Source organism: Bacteroides sp. AM37-9 (genome assembly GCF_003603455.1).
Classification (GTDB): Bacteria; Bacteroidota; Bacteroidia; order Bacteroidales; family Bacteroidaceae; genus Bacteroides; species Bacteroides xylanisolvens.
This window is the reverse complement of sequence record NZ_QTNF01000058.1, coordinates 1-20,632: the sequence shown is the minus strand read 5'-3', so window position 1 is coordinate 20,632 and position 20,632 is coordinate 1. Positions and strand designations below refer to the sequence as shown.

Here is a 20,632-nt window from a genome sequence, read left to right as displayed (position 1 = left end):
TCTTTAGACTGGCTAAGATTTATGCATACCCCCAATGATTATCGGGTGAGCCGAAGTCAGATAAAATAATTCCATAATAAAACCGCTCAAACAGCAATCTTTGCTAGCGTACGTTATAGTTATAAATAAGCCTAAGATTCCTGATTAATATAGAAGAAATAGTGACGGTATATGCTTAGGATATTAACGGTATCGTCACCATATAGCGTCACTATTTCTATCGGATAGCGTTATTACTATCTTACAAAAGTATATTCTCCTACAAAGATCTTAACTTAATCCATAATAAAAACCGTGAGTTTGATTTTATCTCACTCACGGTTCCATATAATAGATTCTTATACTTCTTATTTAACAGCAGCCTTTTTAGCTTTCCCCGTAGACTTCTTCGACTCGGCTGTTGCTTTCTTTACTTCAGCTTTCTTTGCAGCAGGTTTTGATTTAGTAGCAGGGGCCTCTTTCACTACCGGCTCTTTAGCATTAGTAGCCTTTTTGACCGCCGTTTTCTTTGCCGCTTCTACTTTTGCCTGTAATTTAGCCAATACCTTTTCCAATTCAGTAATCTCATCCCCCTGATTCTTAATGGTAGTCAACAAAGAATTTAGTTCTTCACTGTCTACATCAACAGGATACAGTGCATCTACCCGTTTGATAAAGTCACCCAAAATATTCATATAGTTGGTGAAAGCATCATAAGGAGAATCATAGATACCACGGTTCAACCACATCCCATTGTTCTTCGTTGTCATAAAACGGAAGTTATTGCTGGCCTGCAAGTAATCCCAATCCTGCTTAATACGACGATCATCACATAAATGAACACGTTCGGCTACACTATACAGTTTATTGAAAGCCTCACGTTGCATAACATTACCCAGCCAACAACTAGTATCTCTTTCTTCATCTACCCATGACATCGGATAGGCAACATCAAGCTGCGACACTGATTTCAGCTTCGTTACGATTTCCGTCGGTGTAGAGAACGTGATTCCCTTAGCTTTTGCACATTCAGGCAGTGCCTTCATAAATTCAAGAATATTGGAAGATAACGGTTGAGCCATACCAAGTGCACTCAATTCCATAAAGATATTGATGACTTGTTCTTCTTGTGGCAATGCATCGATCCAATTAATATACTTATCGGCAAACAAAGGATATTCCGCCCAATCTGAATTAGAGAAACGCAAACTGATGTCGTCAGAGAGTTTGAAATCCCGCAACAAGAGCTTAAGACTTGGAGCCTGATTACAGTGATAAACATAATGCGGGCTCTTCCATCCCAACACATGTTTAGCACCTTCCGTCAACATCCCTTTGAAGCCCATAGAAGCTACCAATCCACCAATTTCATCAGAATAAATCAGACTAGAATTGCGGAACACTTTCGGTTCTTTACCAAACATCTGTTTCATCTTATCACGTTGACGAAGTACTTCTTCACGGAAGCAATCCTCATTGGCCAGTGAAGACAAACCATGCGAATAAGGCTCACATAAGAACTCGCAACACCCAGTTTCATTCAACTGGTGCAATAAATCAATGACTGCCGGAGCATGAATTTCCAATTGTTCCAAGGCTACTCCCGAGATAGAAAGCGCTACTTTAAAAGCCCCCCCCGAGTTTTTCGCCATCTCAATCAATGTATTGAGAGCAGGAATATACGAACGTTCAGCGACCTCATTCATACCCGTTTCGTTGGCATAATCATCATAATAATAATGGTCATTACCAATATCGAAGAAACGATAACGTTTCAAATGGATAATTTGATGTATTTCAAAATAAAGACAGATAGTTCTCATTTTTATTTATTGTTTTGTTATTTACCATAGTTTCTTAACACAGACTCGTAGAGAGCACGGATTCTCAAGCCGACTTTTTCCCACGTAATCCCATCTACTTCCTTCTTTCCCTCTTCTTTGAGATATTCGAAAAGAGACGGATTGGTACACAGAGAATGGATAGCGTCAGCCATCGCATGAATATCCCAATAGTCAGTTTTTATCACCTTATCAAGAATCTCGCCACATCCAGATTGCTTAGAAATGATGGAAGGTGTTCCACACTGCATAGCTTCCAGCGGAGCGATACCGAAAGGTTCAGAGACAGACGGCATGACAAATACATCACTGTTCTTATAAACCTCATATACCTGTCTACCTTTCATGAAGCCCGGGAAGTGGAATCGATCGGCAATACCACGTTCGGCCACCAGGTTAATCATGGCATTCAACATATCGCCCGACCCCGCCATTACAAAACGAATATTACGAGTACGCTGCAATACAAGCGCAGCAGCTTCTACAAAATATTCCGGTCCTTTCTGCATCGTAATACGTCCGAGGAAAGTGACCACCTTTTCTTTTGAGTGATCGGGACGCGGAATATCCAGCAGTTCCTGCGACAATGGATAAACAGCATTATGCATTGCAAATACCTTTCTGGGGTCCTGATGATACTCGTTAATAACAGTGCGACGAGTTAGCTCGGATACGCACATGATACAATCGGCATGATCCATACCATTCTTCTCAATCGAATAAACAGTAGGATTGACTTTGCCACGAGAACGGTCAAAATCCGTAGCATGCACATGGATGCAAAGCGGCTTTCCGCTAACCATCTTGGCATGTACTCCGGCAGGGTAAGTCAGCCAGTCATGCGCATGAATGATATCAAACTCCTGCTGACGGGCTACTACTCCGGCAATGATCGAGAAATTATTAATTTCTTCGTGCAAGTTCCCGGGATAACCACCTGCAAATTCCATACATCCCAAATCATTTACATGCATATAAGAAAAATCGGCATAGATATGGTCGCGGAAAGAGTAATATTCTTCCGGTGTCATTTCCAACAAGCGGGATTTCAAGTAGTCATAGTGGACATCACGCCACACGATGGGTACTTGATTCATACCGATTATTTTCAAGAACTTCTCTTCTTCGCCGCTAGGTTTAGGCATACAGAAAATCGTCTCCATATCACCTTGCAGACTCAATCCTTTAGTTATTCCATAAGAAGCAACCGCAAGACCACCATATATTTTGGGAGGGAATTCCCATCCAAACATTAAAACTTTCATCTTCGTTCCTCCTTTTTTAATAATACTTAGACAGTAGCTTTAAGACACGCAGTATTTCTGCTACATTCATCGCAAACGATACTGCGCCACGTCCTTTGAAAGGCGGGTTCCCATCAAACAATTCGGGAATGGAACCAACACAGTGGCTTGTCATCTCATCATCATAACTAATCAGCTGACGTTCAACGAATGACAACCCGCTCATCTTATAAATTCGAAGATAAGCTTCCAGATAGAATCCCATCAACCAAGGCCAAGCAGTTCCCTGATGATAAGCATAATCCCGTTGTATCTGCGGACCTACATAGTTCGGATTATATCCACCGCTCTTCGGACTCAACGAACGAATTCCTTTCGGAGTGAGCAGCTCTTTGGTCACAATATCGAGCACCTGTTTCTTTTGCGCACGATCCAAAGGAGAATAATCAAACGCTACGGTAAATATCATATTAGGACGTACACTCCAGTCCATCATATTACCGTCTACGTAATCAAGCAAATAACCATATTCATTACGGAATACCTCGACAAAAGATTTTCCAGTCACTTCTGCCTGTGCATCAAGTTCATCTGCCAAGTACACGTCACCACCTTCACGCACCAAATCAGCGATAAAACGCAGTGCATTATACCATAACGCATTAAATTCAACAATATATCCAGTACGAGGAATCACCGGATGGCCGTTCACAGTAGAATTCATCCATGTAATCGCTTTGTCCGTACCATTGGCAAAAAGTAATCCATTATCATGCAAGAAAAGATTCTCATGTCTTCGCTGACGGATAAACTCCATAATATCTTTCAGAAGCTCTCCATATTTCTGACGGCATTGTTCGCGGGAAGTCTCTTTGGCATATTGCTGCATAGCCCAGACAGCCCAAAGCAAAACGTCAGGATGCTCCATTTCATAAATCTTGTATCCAACAGGTTCTTCATTAATAAAATTACGAATCGCCTTTTCCGCCGTTTTCATCACATCCTCAAACTGGTCGATCTCATCAAGCGCAAGCGTCAGTCCAGGCAAGGCGATAAACATATCACGAGCACGGCATTTAAACCACGGATAACCGGCAAGAATATAATGTTCATCTTCCTGTTGGTTATGGAACTGATGAGCGGAATTTTTCAGACAGTGGTAAAAGCTATCACGTGGGGTACGATCAGCTACTTCAGCCTCAAATGTTTGTTTCAGTCTACGAGGAGTTACTTCTGAAGTTCCGGCAGAGAATACAATACTCTCTCCTTTCTTTATATCCACTTCGAAATAGCCGGGAACATAAAGGTCTTCATTGAAGTCATATCCACGTTCCTGTTCTTTCGGGTATTCAATCCCCCGATACCAGTCGGGCATGAAATGAAATTCACACTTTTTATTCAACTGCATGTAAAGTTCCGGATAACCGGGATACATACAGGTTTTAATACCATTTTCCACCAGTTGATACTCGCGACTTGCCTGTGGGTTTTCGTGAGTGTACTCACGTACACTTCTGAAAGCAAGGAACGGCCGGAAGCGCAGGGTTGTAGCCGAGTGCGCATCAAGTAAAGTATAACGAATCAGGATTCTATTTTCATGATGTACAAAGATTTTTTCTTTGCGGAGGATTACACCTCCGACACGGTAAGTTGTTGCCGGGATATGCTCACAGTCAAACTCACGGATATACTTGTGCCCGTTAGGACTAAAGCTGTTTCCCTGATATTTGTGCAATCCCAAGTTAAACTCCGCACCGTGTTGAATTACCGTTTCATCAAGAGAAGATAGCAGCACATGATTTTCATCGTCGAGATTGGGAACTGGAATTACCAACAGGCCGTGATATTTGCGTGTGTTACAATCAACAATCGTCGTACAATGATAAGCTCCTGCTTTGTTCGTCCGGAGGATTTCTCTCTGAAGAGATTCTTCCAGATTCGTCATGAGGGTCTTGTCAAATCGTAAATAACTCATAGTTGTGCATTATTAAAGGTTAATTATTGGTCATTATATCGTATATCTATTTATTGTTACATACCGTATATATTGGCTGTAGCAGCATATACAATAGGTATAACGCCCAAATGTACAAATTATAGATAAAAACAAAAATAAAAAGGCTTTTTATTTTCAGATTTTGTGCAAATATTCGTAGTATTGCGTAAAATATCTAAAGAAAAGAATGTCATGAAGCAAGATATTCAGCGTATCATGCTGGCTGCAGCAAAGCCTTTGTTCCTTATTTTTATTCTCTATATACTCAAGATTATGGAAGTCGGGATGGACTGGGACTTCTCTCGCTTGGGGGTATATCCTATGGAGAAACGGGGACTGACCGGCATTTTAACCCATCCGCTGATACACAGCGGGTTCAGTCATCTATTAGCAAATACAATCCCTTTATTCTTCTTGTCATGGTGTCTTTTTTACTTTTACCGGGGAATAGCCGGTAAAATTTTTATTCTCATTTGGCTCGGAAGCGGACTACTTACTTTCCTGATCGGAAAACCGGGATGGCACATCGGTGCCAGCGGACTGATCTATGGCTTTGCCTTCTTCCTCTTTTTCAGTGGTATTCTCCGCAAATATGTTCCACTCATTGCCATCTCTTTACTTGTCACCTTTTTATATGGAGGAATTATATGGCATATGTTTCCTTATTTCTCCCCTACCAATATGTCGTGGGAAGGACATCTTAGCGGAGGAATTATGGGAACGCTCTGCGCTTTCGTTTTCGTAAATCACGGACCGCAACGGCCGGAACCTTTTGCAGATGAAACGGAAGAGGAAGAGAATACAGAAGAAGAAGCAACAACTGCAGCAGCAGAAGAAGAAACGCTATAAATGCCAACTCATGTCACCCATATTGGCAGACTTGTGCCATCGAAGTGGCACGCTTGTGACAGAGGCATGTCACAGTTGTGCCAACACGATGGCACAACCGATACAATAGAATTCAATTTAACAAGAAGGATTAAGCCTAATCAAGACCGATGCAACGCTTCAATCAATAAGGTTATATTGGCCGTAAACAACCTTACAGAAATAGCCAATAAGATGATACCAAAAAACTTACGAATAATATAGATACCACCTTTTCCCAAGAAACGTTCTACACGACCAGTCATACTCACTACAAAGTAAACCCAGATCATGTTCAATACTAAAGCTATAATGATATTGATACTGGCATATTCCGCCCGAAGAGAAAGCAAAGTAGTGAAAGCTCCGGCACCTGCCAACAAAGGAAAGACAAGCGGCACCAAAGTAGCTTCTTTGATAGGACCCTGATTTTTGAAAATCTCAATATCCAAAATCATCTCCAAAGACATGAGGAAGATAACAAACGCACCGGCAACTGCAAACGATTCGATATCTACATGGAAGAGTTTCAGCATCATATCTCCCGCATAGAAAAATCCGATCAGCAAAGCAAAAGAGATGACGGTAGCTTTCATTGCATTCACATCTTTCCCTTTTTCTTTCAGGTTAATTATAATAGGTATAGAGCCGATAATGTCTATCACGGCAAAAAGTACGATAAACGCACTAACCATCTGTTGCCAATTGAAGCCTGCAAACATAATTTCCTCCTTTTTTTCTGCAAATATACTCTATTTTTATACATTCAAACAATAAAAAAAACAAAAAGAAGGGTCAGATATTGACAGCCGTGTTGTATTATGAGTAAATTTGTACGATTAACAAGAGATTACAACATATGGAAACAATGTTCGACACTTTGCTCCAATTGCCTTTATTTCAAGGTCTTTGTCATGAAGATTTCACAAGTATTCTGGATAAGGTCAAGCTACACTTTATCAAGCATAAAGTAGGAGAAACTATCATTGAGAGTGGTAGTCCGTGTAAACAACTCTGCTTCCTGTTAAAAGGCGAGGTTTCTATTGTCACAAATTCCAAAGAAAATATATACACCGTCATTGAACAGATGGAAGCACCTTACCTGCTGGAACCACAGTCGCTGTTTGGCATGAACACTCATTACACTTCTGCTTATGTGGCACATACAGAAGCGCATACTGTCAGTATCAGCAAAGCATTTGTACTTAGCGATCTGTTCAAATATGAAATATTCCGGCTCAACTATATGAATATCGTAAGTAACCGGGCACAAAATCTTTACTCCCGCTTATGGGAAGAGCCGACACAGGATTTAACAGAGAAAATCATTCGCTTTTTTCTGTTGCATTGTGAAAAGATTCAGGGAGAAAAGATATTCAAAATGAAGATGGACGATCTTGCCCGCTACTTAGATGACACCCGGCTGAATACTTCAAAAGCACTCAATGAGCTACAAGACAAAGGATTATTAGAATTACGCCGGAAAGAGATTCTTATTCCGGATGCACAGAAGCTGGTAAGCGAATAGATACTGACTGGCTCATTATAAAAAGACCTATTCATCATAAAATAGCCTCAACAGGAATTCCTATTGAGGCTATTTTTAGATTATAAAGTGTTATTATTCCCACTCAATGGTTGCTGGTGGTTTAGAACTGATATCATAGGTTACACGGTTCACTCCCTTCACCTTATTAATAATATCATTCGATACCTTACCCATAAATTCATAAGGCAGATGCGCCCAGTCGGCTGTCATGGCATCTGTAGATGTCACAGCACGTAAAGCAACTGCTCTTTCGTACGTACGTTCATCTCCCATCACGCCTACAGACTGTACTGGCAACAAGATAACTCCTGCCTGCCATACTTTATCATACAATCCCCAGTCACGCAATCCCCGAATAAAAATATCGTCAGCATCCTGCAGGATACGTACTTTTTCAGGAGTAATATCACCTAGAATACGCACTGCCAGCCCCGGTCCCGGGAACGGATGGCGGGTAATCAGATGTTCCGGCATACCCAACTCACGACCTACCCGACGAACTTCATCCTTAAACAACAAACGAAGTGGCTCACACAATTTCAGATTCATCTTTTCAGGAAGTCCACCTACATTATGATGGCTCTTAATCACTGTACCCGTGATAGACAATGACTCGATGCAATCCGGATAGATTGTACCTTGGGCCAGCCATTTCACGTCTTTGATCTTATGAGCTTCTACATCGAACACATCGATGAAGCCCTTACCTATAATCTTACGTTTAGCTTCCGGTTCGGCCACACCAGCCAGTTCCGTAAAGAACTTTTCGCTGGCATCAACGCCAATCACATTCAGACCGAGACATTCGTAATCTTTCATCACATTCTTGAACTCATTCTTACGCAGCATACCATGATCTACAAAGATACAAGTCAAGTTTTTGCCAATAGCTTTATTCAGCAGCACTGCCGCAACCGATGAATCGACTCCACCACTCAAACCGAGAACAACCTTATCATCACCCAACTGATCTTTCAGTTCGGCAACCGTGCTCTCAATAAAAGAAGCCGGCGACCAGTCTTGCTTGCAGCCGCAAACATCTACCACAAAGTTCTTCAGGATTTGAGTTCCGTCTTCACTATGGAATACTTCCGGATGGAACTGAACACCCCATACCTGCTCCCCTTCTATCTGATAAGCAGCAATCTCTACTTTATCTGTTGAAGCTATTTTTTTGAAACTTGCAGGAATAGCAGTAATCGTATCTCCATGACTCATCCACACCTGCGACCCATCACGCACTCCTTTAAACAGTACATTATCTTTGCAGAAAGAAGCCAAATGCGCACGCCCATACTCACGTGTTCCGGCCGGTTCCACTTTTCCGCCATTGGTGTATGACAGATACTGTGCACCATAACAAATACCCAATATCGGATATTTACCACGAATTTCACTCAAATCTACTTTGAAAGCATCTTTATCGTAAACCGAAAAAGGACTTCCGGAGAGAATGACTCCTTTAATAGTCGGGTCTTCTTTAGGAAATTTGTTATAAGGAACGATTTCACAATACGTATCCAATTCACGTACACGGCGACCTATGAGCTGTGTTGTCTGCGAACCGAAATCAAGAATTATTATTTTTTCCTGCATATCAATGGTTGGATTTTGAATAAATTGAGTTGCAAAAGTAGAAAAAAGTACGCAATCTATATTAATAATGAAGAGAAAAATAAAGGAGATTCACAAGTTTACACCCGAAATCTCCTTCATTTTAATTAGAATCAATTATTTTTTTCTTTCAGCAAATCACGTATCTCCGTCAACAAAACTTCTTCCTTCGTTGGCACAGGAGGAGCTGGAGGAGCAGCCGCCACTTCTGCCTGTTTTTTAGTTGTCAGTTTCGTAATCAAACGTATAAATAAAAATATAGCAAAAGCGATAATCAGAAAATCAAAGGTGGCCTGCAGAAACTGACCATAATCCAATGTCACAGCCGGAGCTATCTCCTTACCGTCAGCACCGATCTCTGCCGCTTTCATCACCCATTTCAAATCCGTAAAGTTCACACCGCCAACCAATAAACCAATCGGAGGCATAATAACATTAGCAACCAATGATGATACGATTTTTCCAAACGCACCACCAATAACAACACCGACAGCCATGTCTATGACGTTACCTTTCATGGCAAACGCCTTAAAGTCCTGTAAAAATGTACTCTTTCCCATCTTTTTTCAATATTTAATGTGAATTTAATGCGCGAATATAAAAACATTTTTGTAATTTTGCACCGCATTTGAAAATAAAACAAGTGCGGAGGTAGAGAGATATTTGAACAAATATTATAAAACCCTTAAAAGTTTAAACAAAATGATTAAAGTAGGTATTAATGGATTCGGACGTATCGGACGTTTCGTTTTCCGCGCTGCAATGACAAGAAACGATATTCAAATCGTAGGTATCAATGACCTTTGCCCGGTTGATTACTTGGCTTACATGCTGAAGTATGATACAATGCACGGTCAATTCGACGGTACTATCGAAGCAGATGTTGAAAACAGCAAATTGATCGTTAACGGTCAAGCTATCCGTATCACAGCTGAAAGAAATCCGGCTGACTTGAAATGGAACGAAGTAGGTGCAGAATACGTTGTTGAATCTACAGGTTTGTTCTTGAGCAAAGACAAAGCTCAGGCTCACATCGAAGCTGGTGCAAAATATGTTGTAATGTCAGCTCCTTCTAAAGATGACACTCCGATGTTCGTTTGCGGTGTAAACGAAAAGACATACGTAAAAGGTACTCAATTTGTATCTAACGCTTCTTGTACTACTAACTGTTTGGCTCCTATCGCTAAAGTATTGAACGACAAGTTCGGTATCCTTGACGGTTTGATGACTACAGTTCACTCTACAACTGCTACTCAGAAAACAGTTGACGGTCCTTCTATGAAAGACTGGAGAGGTGGTCGTGCTGCTTCTGGCAACATCATCCCTTCTTCTACTGGTGCTGCTAAAGCTGTAGGTAAAGTAATCCCTGCATTGAACGGCAAATTGACTGGTATGTCTATGCGTGTTCCGACTTTGGACGTATCTGTAGTTGACTTGACAGTTAACTTGGCTAAACCGGCTACTTACGCTGAAATCTGCGCTGCAATGAAAGAAGCTTCTGAAGGCGAATTGAAAGGTATCCTGGGTTACACTGAAGATGCAGTAGTTTCTTCTGACTTCTTAGGTGACGCTCGTACTTCTATCTTCGACGCTAAAGCAGGTATCGCTTTGACTGATACTTTCGTTAAAGTTGTATCTTGGTATGACAACGAAATCGGTTACTCTAACAAAGTACTTGACTTGATCGCTCACATGGCATCAGTTAACGCTTAATTAGAAGCTTGAACCATATAGAAAACCGCTGCGGGAAACCGTAGCGGTTTTTTTATACATTTCATTTTATATATTGTTAAAAAGCAACGTGTTATCCGTTGAATAAGCAACAATTTTAGTAGTTTTGTACTTCTATGGAGAGATTATTAATAACATTGATACTAGTTTGCACTATGAGCAATATAACAAACGCCCAGAATCCTTTCTACGGGCAATACCATACGCCGCACGGAACCGTGCCGTTCGACCGGATTGAAACTGAACATTATGAGCCTGCTATCCTCGAAGGAATCAAGCTGCAAAATGCTGAAATAGAGGCTATCATACAGAATCCGGAAAAGGCTGATTTTAGCAATACGATAGAAGCTTTCGAAGAATCAGGGGAATTACTGGATAAAGTAGTTGCCGTCTTCGGTAATATGTTGAGCGCAGAAACGAATGACGATCTGCAAGAACTCGCTCAAAAGATTATGCCGTTGCTTAGTGAACACAGCAATAATATCACACTGAATGAAAAGTTATTCGCACGTGTGAAAGAAGTGTACAACCAAAAAGAGACTTTGCAACTGACACAGGAACAAAAACAGTTACTGGAAAATGCATACAACAGTTTTGTTCGTCATGGTGCCAATTTGGAAGGAGAAGCGCGGGAAGAGTACCGCCGCCTGACTAACGAGTTGAGTAAACTGACGCTTACTTTCAGTGAAAACAACCTGAAAGAGACAAATGCCTATCAGATGCTGTTGACAAAAAAGGAAAGTCTCGCCGGATTACCCGAAATTATCATAGAAGCTGCTGCTGAAACAGCCAAGAGCGAAGAAAAAGAAGGATGGGCGTTCACGCTTCATGCTCCAAGCTACGTTCCTTTTATGACGTATTCCGACAATCGTGATTTACGCCAGAAATTGTATATGGCTTACAATACAAAATGTACGCACGATAACGAATTCAATAATATCGATATCGTAAAAAATATAGCCAATACACGTATGAAAATAGCCCAGCTATTGGGATACAAAGATTATGCGGAATATACGCTAAAGAAAAGAATGGCTGAAAACAGTGAGTCTGTATACAAACTGCTCAACCAACTGTTGGAAGCATACGCTCCTACCGCACAACAAGAATACAAAGAAATCCAAGAACTGGCCCGCGAAGAGCAGGGAGATGATTTCGTTGTAATGCCTTGGGACTGGAGTTATTACTCAAACAAACTGAAAGACAAAAAATTCAATATCAATGAAGAAATGCTCCGTCCTTACTTCGAATTGGAACAAGTGAAAAAAGGAGTGTTTGGACTAGCTGAAAAGTTATATGGAATTACTTTCCGGAAAAATACAGAAATTCCGGTTTACCATAAAGAAGTGGAAGCCTTTGAAGTGTTTGATAAAGACGGAAAATTCTTAGCCGTCTTATATACTGACTTCCACCCGCGTTTAGGTAAGCGCGCCGGAGCTTGGATGACGAGTTACAAAGACCAATGGATAGATAAAAAGACTGGCGAAAACAGCCGTCCGCATGTATCCGTTGTGATGAACTTTACCAAGCCAACCGAGAATAAGCCTGCTTTATTAACATTCAATGAAGTAGAAACATTCTTGCATGAGTTCGGACATAGCCTGCATGGTATGTTTGCCAATTCCACTTACAGAAGTTTAAGCGGAACCAATGTATATTGGGACTTTGTGGAGCTTCCTTCGCAGATTATGGAGAACTTCGCCATAGAGAAAGATTTCCTAAATACATTTGCCCGTCATTATCAGACAGGAGAAGTTTTACCGGATGAATTAATAAAACGTCTTGTAGACGCTTCTAATTTCAATATTGCTTATGCTTGTCTGCGGCAACTAAGTTTCGGTTTACTTGATATGGCGTGGTATACTCGCGACACTCCTTTTGAAGGAGACGTGAAAGCTTATGAACAGGAAGCCTGGAAGGATGCACAAATATTGCCGATTGTACCAGAAGCTTGCATGAGTACGCAGTTTTCCCATATCTTTGCTGGTGGATATGCCGCCGGATACTATAGTTATAAATGGGCGGAAGTACTGGATGCTGACGCTTTCTCATTGTTCAAGCAAAAAGGAATATTCAATCAGGAAGTTGCAGACTCGTTCCGCAACAATATTCTGTCGAAAGGAGGAACGGAACATCCGATGGTACTTTATAAACGTTTCCGCGGGCAGGAACCAAGTATTGATGCTTTATTAATCAGAAATGGGATAAAGAAATAAGTATTAAGTATAAGGTATTAAGTATTAAACATAACCGTATGAAGAAGAATATCTATAAAATAGTAGGATTATTACTATTGCTTCCTTTATTTTCAGGGTGTAATGATTCGGACGATGTAGCCGCTATCTTTACAGGAAAAACGTGGAAACTAAATTATATCACTGTGGATGGAGGTCATGAGATGTTTGGCTTTTGGGAGAATGAGGAACAAGAAAAAGCAAGTATCAAAGAGCTTAATAAGAATGGTACATACAACATCGTATTTGATGGTACAGTAGATGGAGATGTTATGAACGGAAATATAAAAGGGACTGTCATTGCAACCAGTACTTTTGAAGGAAAATGGAGCGCCAATGCCAAAAACAACAGCTTTAAAGCTACTGTTACCACTGCAGGTAATTATGGTAACGACCAACTCGCCAGAAATTTTATAGAGGGGCTTAATGCTGCTACATCTTACGAAGGAGATAGTAATAACTTATACCTTTTATACAAACCGGCATCCGGTAAACAAACTTTCCGTATGGTTTTCCGGGTAGTTAGTAATAAATAGTAAACAACATGGACACTGAAAAGAAACAATTAGAACTTGACAAACGTTATATACGCATGGCCAGTATATGGGCTGAAAATTCCTATTGCCAACGCCGCAAAGTAGGAGCTTTAATTGTTAAAGATAAAATGATTATCTCTGACGGATATAACGGAACGCCTTCCGGTTTTGAGAATGTATGCGAAGATGAAAATAATCTGACAAAACCATACGTTCTGCATGCGGAAGCAAATGCCATTACCAAAATAGCACGTTCAAACAACAGTAGCGACGGTGCTACCATGTACGTCACCGCCTCTCCTTGCATCGAATGTGCAAAGTTAATCATACAGGCAGGGATCAAACGGGTAGTTTACTCCGAACATTACCGCCTGGAAGATGGAATTGAGTTATTAAAACGGGCGGGAATCGAAGTTATCTACACAGAATTAGATAACCATTCCTCTCCGAATATATAAGAAGACGAACGTTAAAAAAAAGGAATAGACATGAGTACAAAAAACTCTTCACGTTTTACACCTGTCATCATAGCAGTCAGCGTGGTAGTCGGGATTCTTATCGGTACATTTTATGCCAAGCATTTTGCCGGCAACCGTTTGGGTATTATCAACGGTTCCTCCAATAAGCTAAACGCATTGTTACGCATTGTAGACGATCAATATGTCGACACCGTAAACATGACCGATTTAGTGGAAAAAGCCATGCCGCAAATTCTGGCCGAATTAGATCCACATTCAACTTATATCCCAGCCCAAAATCTCGAAGAAGTCAACTCGGAACTGGAAGGTAGCTTTAGCGGGATCGGTATCCAGTTTACTATACAGAACGACACCATTCATGTGAATGCAGTCGTTCAGGGTGGCCCTTCTGAAAAGATAGGATTGATGGCGGGCGACCGTATTGTTACCGTGGACGACAGTTTGTTTGTCGGTAAGAAAGTAACCAACGAACGGGCTATGCGCACTCTGAAAGGCCCGAAAGGTTCACAAGTGAAATTAGGTATCAAACGAACAGGAGAAAAAGACTTATTGCATTTCAACATTACCCGTGGAGACATTCCTCAAAATACCGTTGATGCAGCTTATATGCTAAACGATGACATCGGTTACGTGAAAGTCAGCAAATTCGGACGTACCAGCCATGTAGAATTGCTCAATGCATTAGCGCAACTCAACCATAAAAAATGTAAAGGTCTGATCATTGACCTGCGCGATAATACCGGAGGATATATGGAAGCTGCCATCCGCATGGTAAATGAATTCCTACCTGAAGGCAAGCTGATCGTATATACTCAAGGCCGTAAATATCCACGTGCTGAAGAATATGCTAACGGTACAGGTAGTTGTCAGAAAATGCCACTTGTCGTATTGATTAACGAAAGTTCTGCTTCTGCCAGTGAAATCTTCACTGGAGCTATCCAGGATAATGACCGGGGAACAGTTGTAGGACGCCGTTCTTTCGGTAAGGGACTTGTGCAACAGCCTATCGATTTCAGTGATGGTTCGGCTATTCGTCTGACAATCGCCCGCTACTACACTCCATCCGGACGTTGTATCCAACGCCCATACGAAAGTGGTAAAGACCGCAACTACGAGTTAGATATTTATAACCGTTACGAACATGGAGAATTCTTCTCTCGCGACAGCATCAAGCTAAATGAAAGTGAACGATATAATACCAGTTTGGGACGTACCGTATATGGTGGTGGTGGCATCATGCCGGATATATTCGTACCACAAGACACTACGGGAGTCACTTCCTACCTTTCAACAGTTATTAGCCGGGGAGTGAATACCCAGTTCGCTTTCCAGTACACCGACAATAACCGGAAGAAACTTAGCCAATATGAAACAGAGGAAGAATTGCTGAATTACCTTCGTCATCAGGGATTGGTAGAACAGTTTGTCCGTTTTGCCGACAGCAAAGGAGTGAAAAGAAGAAATATCCTCATTCAGAAGTCATACAAACTTTTGGAGAAGAACCTCTTTGGTAACATCATCTACAATATGCTTGGACTGGAAGCTTATCTTCAATATTTTAACAAGACAGATGCTACCGTCATTAAAGGCATTGAGATACTCGAAAAAGGAGAAGCTTTCCCAAAAGCTCCGGTAGCCGTTGAAGAGGAAGAAGTGACAAAGGACAAAAAAGATGGAAAGAAAAAAAGAACTGCGCAAGCGTATAGCATTACTGAAGACCCAACACGCGGATTCAACTATGCGAAAGCTGCAATCAGCTAATATACTTGCCGCCCTTGAAGCCCATCCGGCTTTCAGGGCGGCAAATACTGTATTACTATACCATTCGCTGAATGACGAAGTAGATACACATGCCTTTATTCAAAAATGGAGTAGCGAAAAACGGATTCTACTCCCTGTAGTAGTAGGCGATGATTTAGAACTACGGATATACACCGGACCGGAAAACATGTCAATCAGCGGCATCTACGGTATAGCAGAACCAACCGGAGAAATATTCACAGACTATGCAGCCATAGAGTTCATCGTCGTTCCCGGAGTAGCTTTCGATGCTAAAGGTAACCGTTTGGGGCGGGGAAAAGGATATTATGACCGTCTCCTGCCACGCATACCATCAGCCTATAAAGCAGGAATCTGTTTCCCATTTCAATTAGTAGAAGAAGTTCCGGCGGAATCATTCGACATCCGCATGGATATAATCATAACAATCAATGAAGACGAATTATCACACCCACACCACCCGCTGCCATCATGCGACAGGGAGTGACGAAGAATTTGTTTTAAGTGCCATCAAAGGCGGCTATCAAGAATTAGGCTTTTCTGACCACACTCCGTGGAAATATCACACTGATTATATATCCGACATCCGGATGCTTCCCGAAGAGTTACCGGGATATGTGGAAAGTATCCGTTCGCTGCAAGAAAAATATAAAAATCAAATCAACATAAAAATAGGATTGGAATGCGAATACTTTCCTGAATACATACACTGGTTAAAAGGAATCATCAAAGAATATAAACTGGACTATATCATCTTTGGAAATCACCATTTTCACACAGATGAGAAGTTCCCCTACTTCGGCCGGAATACAGATTCGGTAGACATGCTCGAACTCTATGAAGAGAGTGCTATTGAAGGAATGGAAAGCGGACTATTTGCCTACCTTGCCCATCCGGATTTATTTATGCGTTCTTACCCCGAGTTCGATCGTCATTGTAAGCTAATCAGCAGACATATCTGCCGGACGGCAGTACGGTTAAACTTACCGTTGGAATATAATATCGGATATGAAGAGTACAATGATATTCATGGTATTACTAGCATTCCTCATCCGGATTTCTGGAAAATAGCCGCCCATGAAGGTTGCACCGCTATCATCGGCGTAGACGCCCATAACAATCAATATTTGGAAAACCCTTTTTATTACAACCGTGCAACCGAAACACTCCGGAAGCTAGGTATAAAGGTTATAGACAGAATATCTTTCTTCAACGAAAAATAATATTTGTAATTACGGTAGCTCCGACTCTCTGATTCAGCGTGCGCACCAATACCTCACGCCCCATCATCAATTCCTGACGAAGAGCTGCGGAAGTCAGATGCACATATAATGTCTGATTACGAATATAAAGATTGCTGGTATAAGCCGCCGCCGGTCCCAAGATTTGAGGCCAGGCATCCAGCAGTCTTTGTTCGTTCAGCGGAGATTCCAAACTCTCCTGACGAAGAAACTGTTGAATCAGTTTTCCTATTTGTTCGGCATCATTGCGCTTCATTATCAGCCTCCGTTTCTTGAATTGTGCCCTCTTCTACACGAAATATTTTATAATCGCTGCCTACCTTATGTAAAATACGGTCGAGATGTCCCCGGTTCGTGTCCGTTATAAATATCTGCCCGAAATTGTCTCCAGCCACCAGCTTCACTATTTGCTCTACACGGGAAGCATCCAACTTATCGAAAATATCATCTAATAATAATAAAGGAACAGTCCGGCCGGTACGCTTCAAGAAATCAAACTGTGCCAGTTTCAATGCTACCAGATACGTTTTGTTCTGTCCCTGCGAACCTTCTTTCTTTATCGGGAATTCACCCAACAACATATTCAACTCATCTTTATGAATCCCACGCAAAGAGAATCCCATTATCTTATCCCTCTCCCTGCTTTGCTTCAACACTTCCAACAAAGAAGCATCCCGCGCATGAGACTCATAAGATAATCCCACCACCTCTTTATCCTGCGAGATAAAGGAATAGAAAGATTGGAAAATAGGAATAAACTCCCGGATAAACGCTTCACGTTTCTGGAATACGATTGCACCGGCTTGCGCCATCATCTCCTCCCATACAAGAAACAGCTCCTCCTCCACCGGAAACTCACTCTTCAACAATGTGTTACGCTGCGCCAATGCTTTATTATACCGTATCAGCGCTTCAAGATATTCCTTATCATACTGCGAAATCACTACATCCATAAACCGACGACGCTCCTCACTTCCCCCGGCTATCAATTCGGAATCGGCAGGTGAAACCATCACCAAAGGCAGAAAACCGATGTGGTCCGAAAAACGGCTATATTCTTTCTTATTCCGCTTAAATTGTTTCTTCGAACGGCGTTTCATCCCACAATAAATCTCTTCAGGAGTTCCGTCCTCCGCTTCATAAAAGCCCTGAATCACGAAAAAGTCTTGTTCATGACGAATATTTTGAGAATCAATCGGGTTTCCGGAGCTCTTACAGAAAGACAAGAAATACACCGCATCCAGCAAATTCGTCTTTCCCATTCCATTCAGTCCGAAAAAACAATTCAGCTTAGCAGAGAATCCCAGTTCTACCTCTTCCAGATTCTTATAGTTTAATATGGATATTCGTTTCAGTATCATTGTGTACACGTTAATTTGTTCACAAAAGTAGCAAGATTTTCGTGGTTTTCGGGTGTAAAACAAAAAAAGATGCTTCTAAATTTCGTTTGTAGATATAAAAAAACTACTTTTGCGAGTCGAAATATCAAACTGTGAATAATAACAAAAAGAATCATATAAAATGGCAGAACAAAAGAATCAGAACGAACATCTGAACGTAGAAGATGCACTGACACAATCGGAAGCATTTCTTATCAAGTACAAAAACGCAATTATTGGCGGTGTTGTTGCTGTGATTATTATTGTAGCAGGTTTTATCATGTACAAAAACCTCTATGCTGAACCACGTGAAGAAAAAGCACAGGCAGCTCTTTTCAAAGGACAGGAATACTTTGAACAGGATGCTTTTGAACAGGCTTTGAACGGTGACAGCATCGGTTATACAGGTTTCCTGAAAGTTGCTGATGACTACAGCGGAACAAAAGCTGCCAATTTGGCAAAAGCTTATGCTGGTATTTGCTACGCACAACTTGGCAAATATGAAGAAGCAGTGAAGATGCTGGACAGCTTCAATGGAAAAGACCAAATGGTTGCTCCGGCAATTTTGGGTGCTGCAGGTAACTGCTACGCACAACTTGGCCAATTAGACAAAGCGGCTTCTACTTTATTGTCGGCAGCAGACAAAGCTGACAACAACACATTAAGCCCGATCTTCCTGATACAAGCTGGTGAAATCCTGGTAAAACAGGGAAAATATGACGATGCTGTAAACGCTTACACTAAGATCAAGGATAAATATTTCCAATCTTATCAGGCTATGGACATCGACAAATATATCGAGCAAGCTAAATTGATGAAAAAATAATATACCATCTATTATATAAGGAAATCGAGGCACGGATTACACCGGATTAAGCGGACTATCTATTAAAACCGTGGAATCCGTGAAATCCGTGCCTTTCTTCTTAAATCTCTCATACTCTCAAATCTTCATTTTATAATTCTCAACTTTTAATTAACTATGGCAACAGCTTACCATAACTTATCCGAATATGATTTCAATTCCGTTCCGAATGCAGAAGCAATGAAATTTGGTATCGTCGTATCCGAATGGAATTTCAATATTACCGGTGCTTTACTGAAAGGCGCAGTCGATACATTAAAAAAACATGGAGCAAAAGACGAAAATATTCTGGTGAAAACTGTACCGGGAAGTTTCGAACTTACTTTTGGAGCCAACCAAATGATGGAAAATTGCGATCTTGATGCAATTATTGCAATTGGTTGCGTAATTAAAGGAGATACCCCACATTTTGATTATGTTTGCATGGGAGCAACCCAAGGAATTACCGAATTAAACGCAACTGGCGATATACCAGTTATTTACGGATTAATTACCACAAATACAATGGAGCAAGCAGAGGATCGTGCCGGTGGCAAACTGGGTAACAAAGGAGACGAATGTGCAATTACTGCAATAAAAATGATCGATTTTGTTTGGAGTTTAAATAAATAGTTGTATCTTTGCACCGCAATTGAGAAACAAACCTCCTCAAAAGCAAAAAAAGGGCAAATACCAGAGTGGCCAAATGGGGCAGACTGTAAATCTGCTGTCTTTCGACTTCGGTGGTTCGAATCCATCTTTGCCCACAAAAATTGCGGAAGTAGCTCAGTTGATAGAGCATTAGCCTTCCAAGCTGAGGGTCGCGGGTTTGAGCCCCGTCTTCCGCTCTCCAAAGAGAATCTGAGAAATTAGATTCTCTTTTTTTTGTTTTACTTTAGACCGCTAAGATTATGAAACGGCGGCGGCTCAGGGCTCGGCTCAGTCTGAAAACGGCATATCCCTAAAAATTAATTCATTCCGGTACGGAAATGATCCCAAGATACTACCGCTGACAATAACTCGTCAATATGCAGCTTTTATTTCTTTCTCTTGCTTATATTATTCTTTCAATTGCCTAACGAGTTATCGTTTGACAGTTGTTGAACGAACGCTTGACATATGTTGAACTATCGCTTGACTATAGTCAAACGAAAACTACTTAGGCAATGAAATAACTATCAATAGGTAAACGATTGCTTAAAAATAACTAATAAAATCATTAGTGGCAATTGATTCCAAACTATGCAGTTTTGAATAAAATAATGAAGTATTCTGGAAACGTTGTGGTAAATCTGAAAAAGATGATTGAGTTTTTAAGA

General features: G+C 41.1%; 19 protein-coding genes and 2 tRNA genes. 13 read left to right on the top strand and 8 right to left on the bottom strand.

The genetic code is table 11. The features are described 5' to 3' along the window. Positions 1-347 precede the first annotated feature (347 nt). From DW862_RS24605 to DW862_RS24595, 3 genes are read right to left on the bottom strand one after another with little or no spacing between them, the layout of a single operon-like run. A complete protein-coding gene (locus DW862_RS24605; protein ID WP_004316708.1) occupies positions 348-1,802 on the bottom strand; it encodes a glycoside hydrolase family 57 protein in 1,455 nt (484 codons plus the stop codon). Positions 1,803-1,819: 17 nt separating this feature from the next. Then, a complete protein-coding gene (locus tag DW862_RS24600) occupies positions 1,820-3,085 on the bottom strand; it encodes a glycosyltransferase family 4 protein (RefSeq protein WP_004316709.1) in 1,266 nt (421 codons plus the stop codon). 16 nt (positions 3,086-3,101) lie between these two features. Then, complete coding sequence (locus DW862_RS24595) at positions 3,102-5,039, bottom strand: glycogen debranching enzyme N-terminal domain-containing protein (protein WP_074910216.1); 1,938 nt, start codon at positions 5,037-5,039, stop codon at positions 3,102-3,104. 213 nt (positions 5,040-5,252) lie between these two features. On the opposite strand from DW862_RS24595, the gene DW862_RS24590 reads away from it, so the two are divergent. After that, the gene (locus tag DW862_RS24590; RefSeq protein WP_087318523.1) at positions 5,253-5,909 is read left to right on the top strand and encodes a rhomboid family intramembrane serine protease; all 657 of its coding nucleotides are present in this window, start codon (positions 5,253-5,255) and stop codon (positions 5,907-5,909) included. 140 nt (positions 5,910-6,049) lie between these two features. Here the strand turns inward: DW862_RS24590 and DW862_RS24585 are convergent, their stop codons facing one another. After that, positions 6,050-6,649, bottom strand: coding sequence for a MarC family protein (locus tag DW862_RS24585; RefSeq protein ID WP_008020867.1), 600 nt, complete (start codon positions 6,647-6,649; stop codon positions 6,050-6,052). A 137-nt stretch (positions 6,650-6,786) separates the two neighbouring features. Here DW862_RS24585 and DW862_RS24580 point away from each other — a divergent pair, with 137 nt between their 5' ends. Then, complete coding sequence (locus tag DW862_RS24580; protein ID WP_004316175.1) at positions 6,787-7,455, top strand: Crp/Fnr family transcriptional regulator; 669 nt, start codon at positions 6,787-6,789, stop codon at positions 7,453-7,455. A 93-nt stretch (positions 7,456-7,548) separates the two neighbouring features. On the opposite strand, the gene guaA is transcribed toward DW862_RS24580, so the two are convergent. Both guaA and mscL read right to left on the bottom strand, forming a co-directional pair. Beyond that, positions 7,549-9,072 carry a glutamine-hydrolyzing GMP synthase gene (guaA, locus tag DW862_RS24575; protein ID WP_120071020.1) on the bottom strand — a complete coding sequence of 508 codons (1,524 nt, stop codon included), beginning with the start codon at positions 9,070-9,072 and terminating at the stop codon, positions 7,549-7,551. A 131-nt stretch (positions 9,073-9,203) separates the two neighbouring features. Further along, complete coding sequence (gene mscL / locus DW862_RS24570; RefSeq protein ID WP_074558456.1) at positions 9,204-9,650, bottom strand: large-conductance mechanosensitive channel protein MscL; 447 nt, start codon at positions 9,648-9,650, stop codon at positions 9,204-9,206. Between the two features lie 142 nt (positions 9,651-9,792). Here mscL and gap point away from each other — a divergent pair, with 142 nt between their 5' ends. From gap to DW862_RS24535, 7 genes are all read left to right on the top strand, one after another. Continuing rightward, the gene (gene gap / locus DW862_RS24565; protein ID WP_004316172.1) at positions 9,793-10,803 is read left to right on the top strand and encodes a type I glyceraldehyde-3-phosphate dehydrogenase; all 1,011 of its coding nucleotides are present in this window, start codon (positions 9,793-9,795) and stop codon (positions 10,801-10,803) included. 173 nt (positions 10,804-10,976) lie between these two features. Then, complete coding sequence (locus DW862_RS24560) at positions 10,977-13,037, top strand: M3 family metallopeptidase (RefSeq protein ID WP_087318519.1); 2,061 nt, start codon at positions 10,977-10,979, stop codon at positions 13,035-13,037. Between the two features lie 38 nt (positions 13,038-13,075). Then, positions 13,076-13,591 (top strand): DUF4847 family protein, encoded by a 516-nt coding sequence (locus DW862_RS24555; protein WP_087318520.1) that lies wholly within the window; start codon positions 13,076-13,078, stop codon positions 13,589-13,591. 8 nt (positions 13,592-13,599) lie between these two features. Further along, a complete protein-coding gene (locus DW862_RS24550; RefSeq protein ID WP_118194540.1) occupies positions 13,600-14,049 on the top strand; it encodes a dCMP deaminase family protein in 450 nt (149 codons plus the stop codon). A 30-nt stretch (positions 14,050-14,079) separates the two neighbouring features. Next, positions 14,080-15,831, top strand: coding sequence for a S41 family peptidase (locus tag DW862_RS24545; protein ID WP_120071017.1), 1,752 nt, complete (start codon positions 14,080-14,082; stop codon positions 15,829-15,831). After that, complete coding sequence (locus tag DW862_RS24540) at positions 15,809-16,336, top strand: 5-formyltetrahydrofolate cyclo-ligase (RefSeq protein ID WP_004320888.1); 528 nt, start codon at positions 15,809-15,811, stop codon at positions 16,334-16,336. The genes DW862_RS24545 and DW862_RS24540 overlap by 23 nt, the downstream gene beginning before the upstream one ends. Further along, positions 16,281-17,072, top strand: coding sequence for a histidinol-phosphatase (locus DW862_RS24535; protein ID WP_120071014.1), 792 nt, complete (start codon positions 16,281-16,283; stop codon positions 17,070-17,072). The genes DW862_RS24540 and DW862_RS24535 overlap by 56 nt, the downstream gene beginning before the upstream one ends. Here the strand turns inward: DW862_RS24535 and DW862_RS24530 are convergent. Next, positions 17,059-17,346 carry a DUF721 domain-containing protein gene (locus tag DW862_RS24530; protein ID WP_004301769.1) on the bottom strand — a complete coding sequence of 96 codons (288 nt, stop codon included), beginning with the start codon at positions 17,344-17,346 and terminating at the stop codon, positions 17,059-17,061. The two genes, DW862_RS24535 and DW862_RS24530, sit on opposite strands and share 14 nt — an antisense overlap. After that, on the bottom strand, positions 17,333-18,451 hold the full coding sequence (locus tag DW862_RS24525) for a DNA replication/repair protein RecF (protein ID WP_032855812.1): 1,119 nt from the start codon (positions 18,449-18,451) through the stop codon (positions 17,333-17,335). Before DW862_RS24525 ends, DW862_RS24530 begins: the two co-directional genes overlap by 14 nt. A 160-nt stretch (positions 18,452-18,611) precedes the next feature. On the opposite strand from DW862_RS24525, the gene DW862_RS24520 reads away from it, so the two are divergent. From DW862_RS24520 to DW862_RS24505, 4 genes are all read left to right on the top strand, one after another. Next, positions 18,612-19,295 carry a tetratricopeptide repeat protein gene (locus DW862_RS24520; RefSeq protein WP_004301767.1) on the top strand — a complete coding sequence of 228 codons (684 nt, stop codon included), beginning with the start codon at positions 18,612-18,614 and terminating at the stop codon, positions 19,293-19,295. 156 nt (positions 19,296-19,451) lie between these two features. Further along, on the top strand, positions 19,452-19,946 hold the full coding sequence (gene ribH / locus DW862_RS24515; RefSeq protein ID WP_004301766.1) for a 6,7-dimethyl-8-ribityllumazine synthase: 495 nt from the start codon (positions 19,452-19,454) through the stop codon (positions 19,944-19,946). 51 nt (positions 19,947-19,997) lie between these two features. Further along, a tRNA-Tyr gene (locus DW862_RS24510) sits at positions 19,998-20,080 on the top strand. Between the two features lie 8 nt (positions 20,081-20,088). Continuing rightward, a tRNA-Gly gene (locus DW862_RS24505) sits at positions 20,089-20,161 on the top strand. The last annotated feature ends 471 nt before the right edge of the window (positions 20,162-20,632 follow it).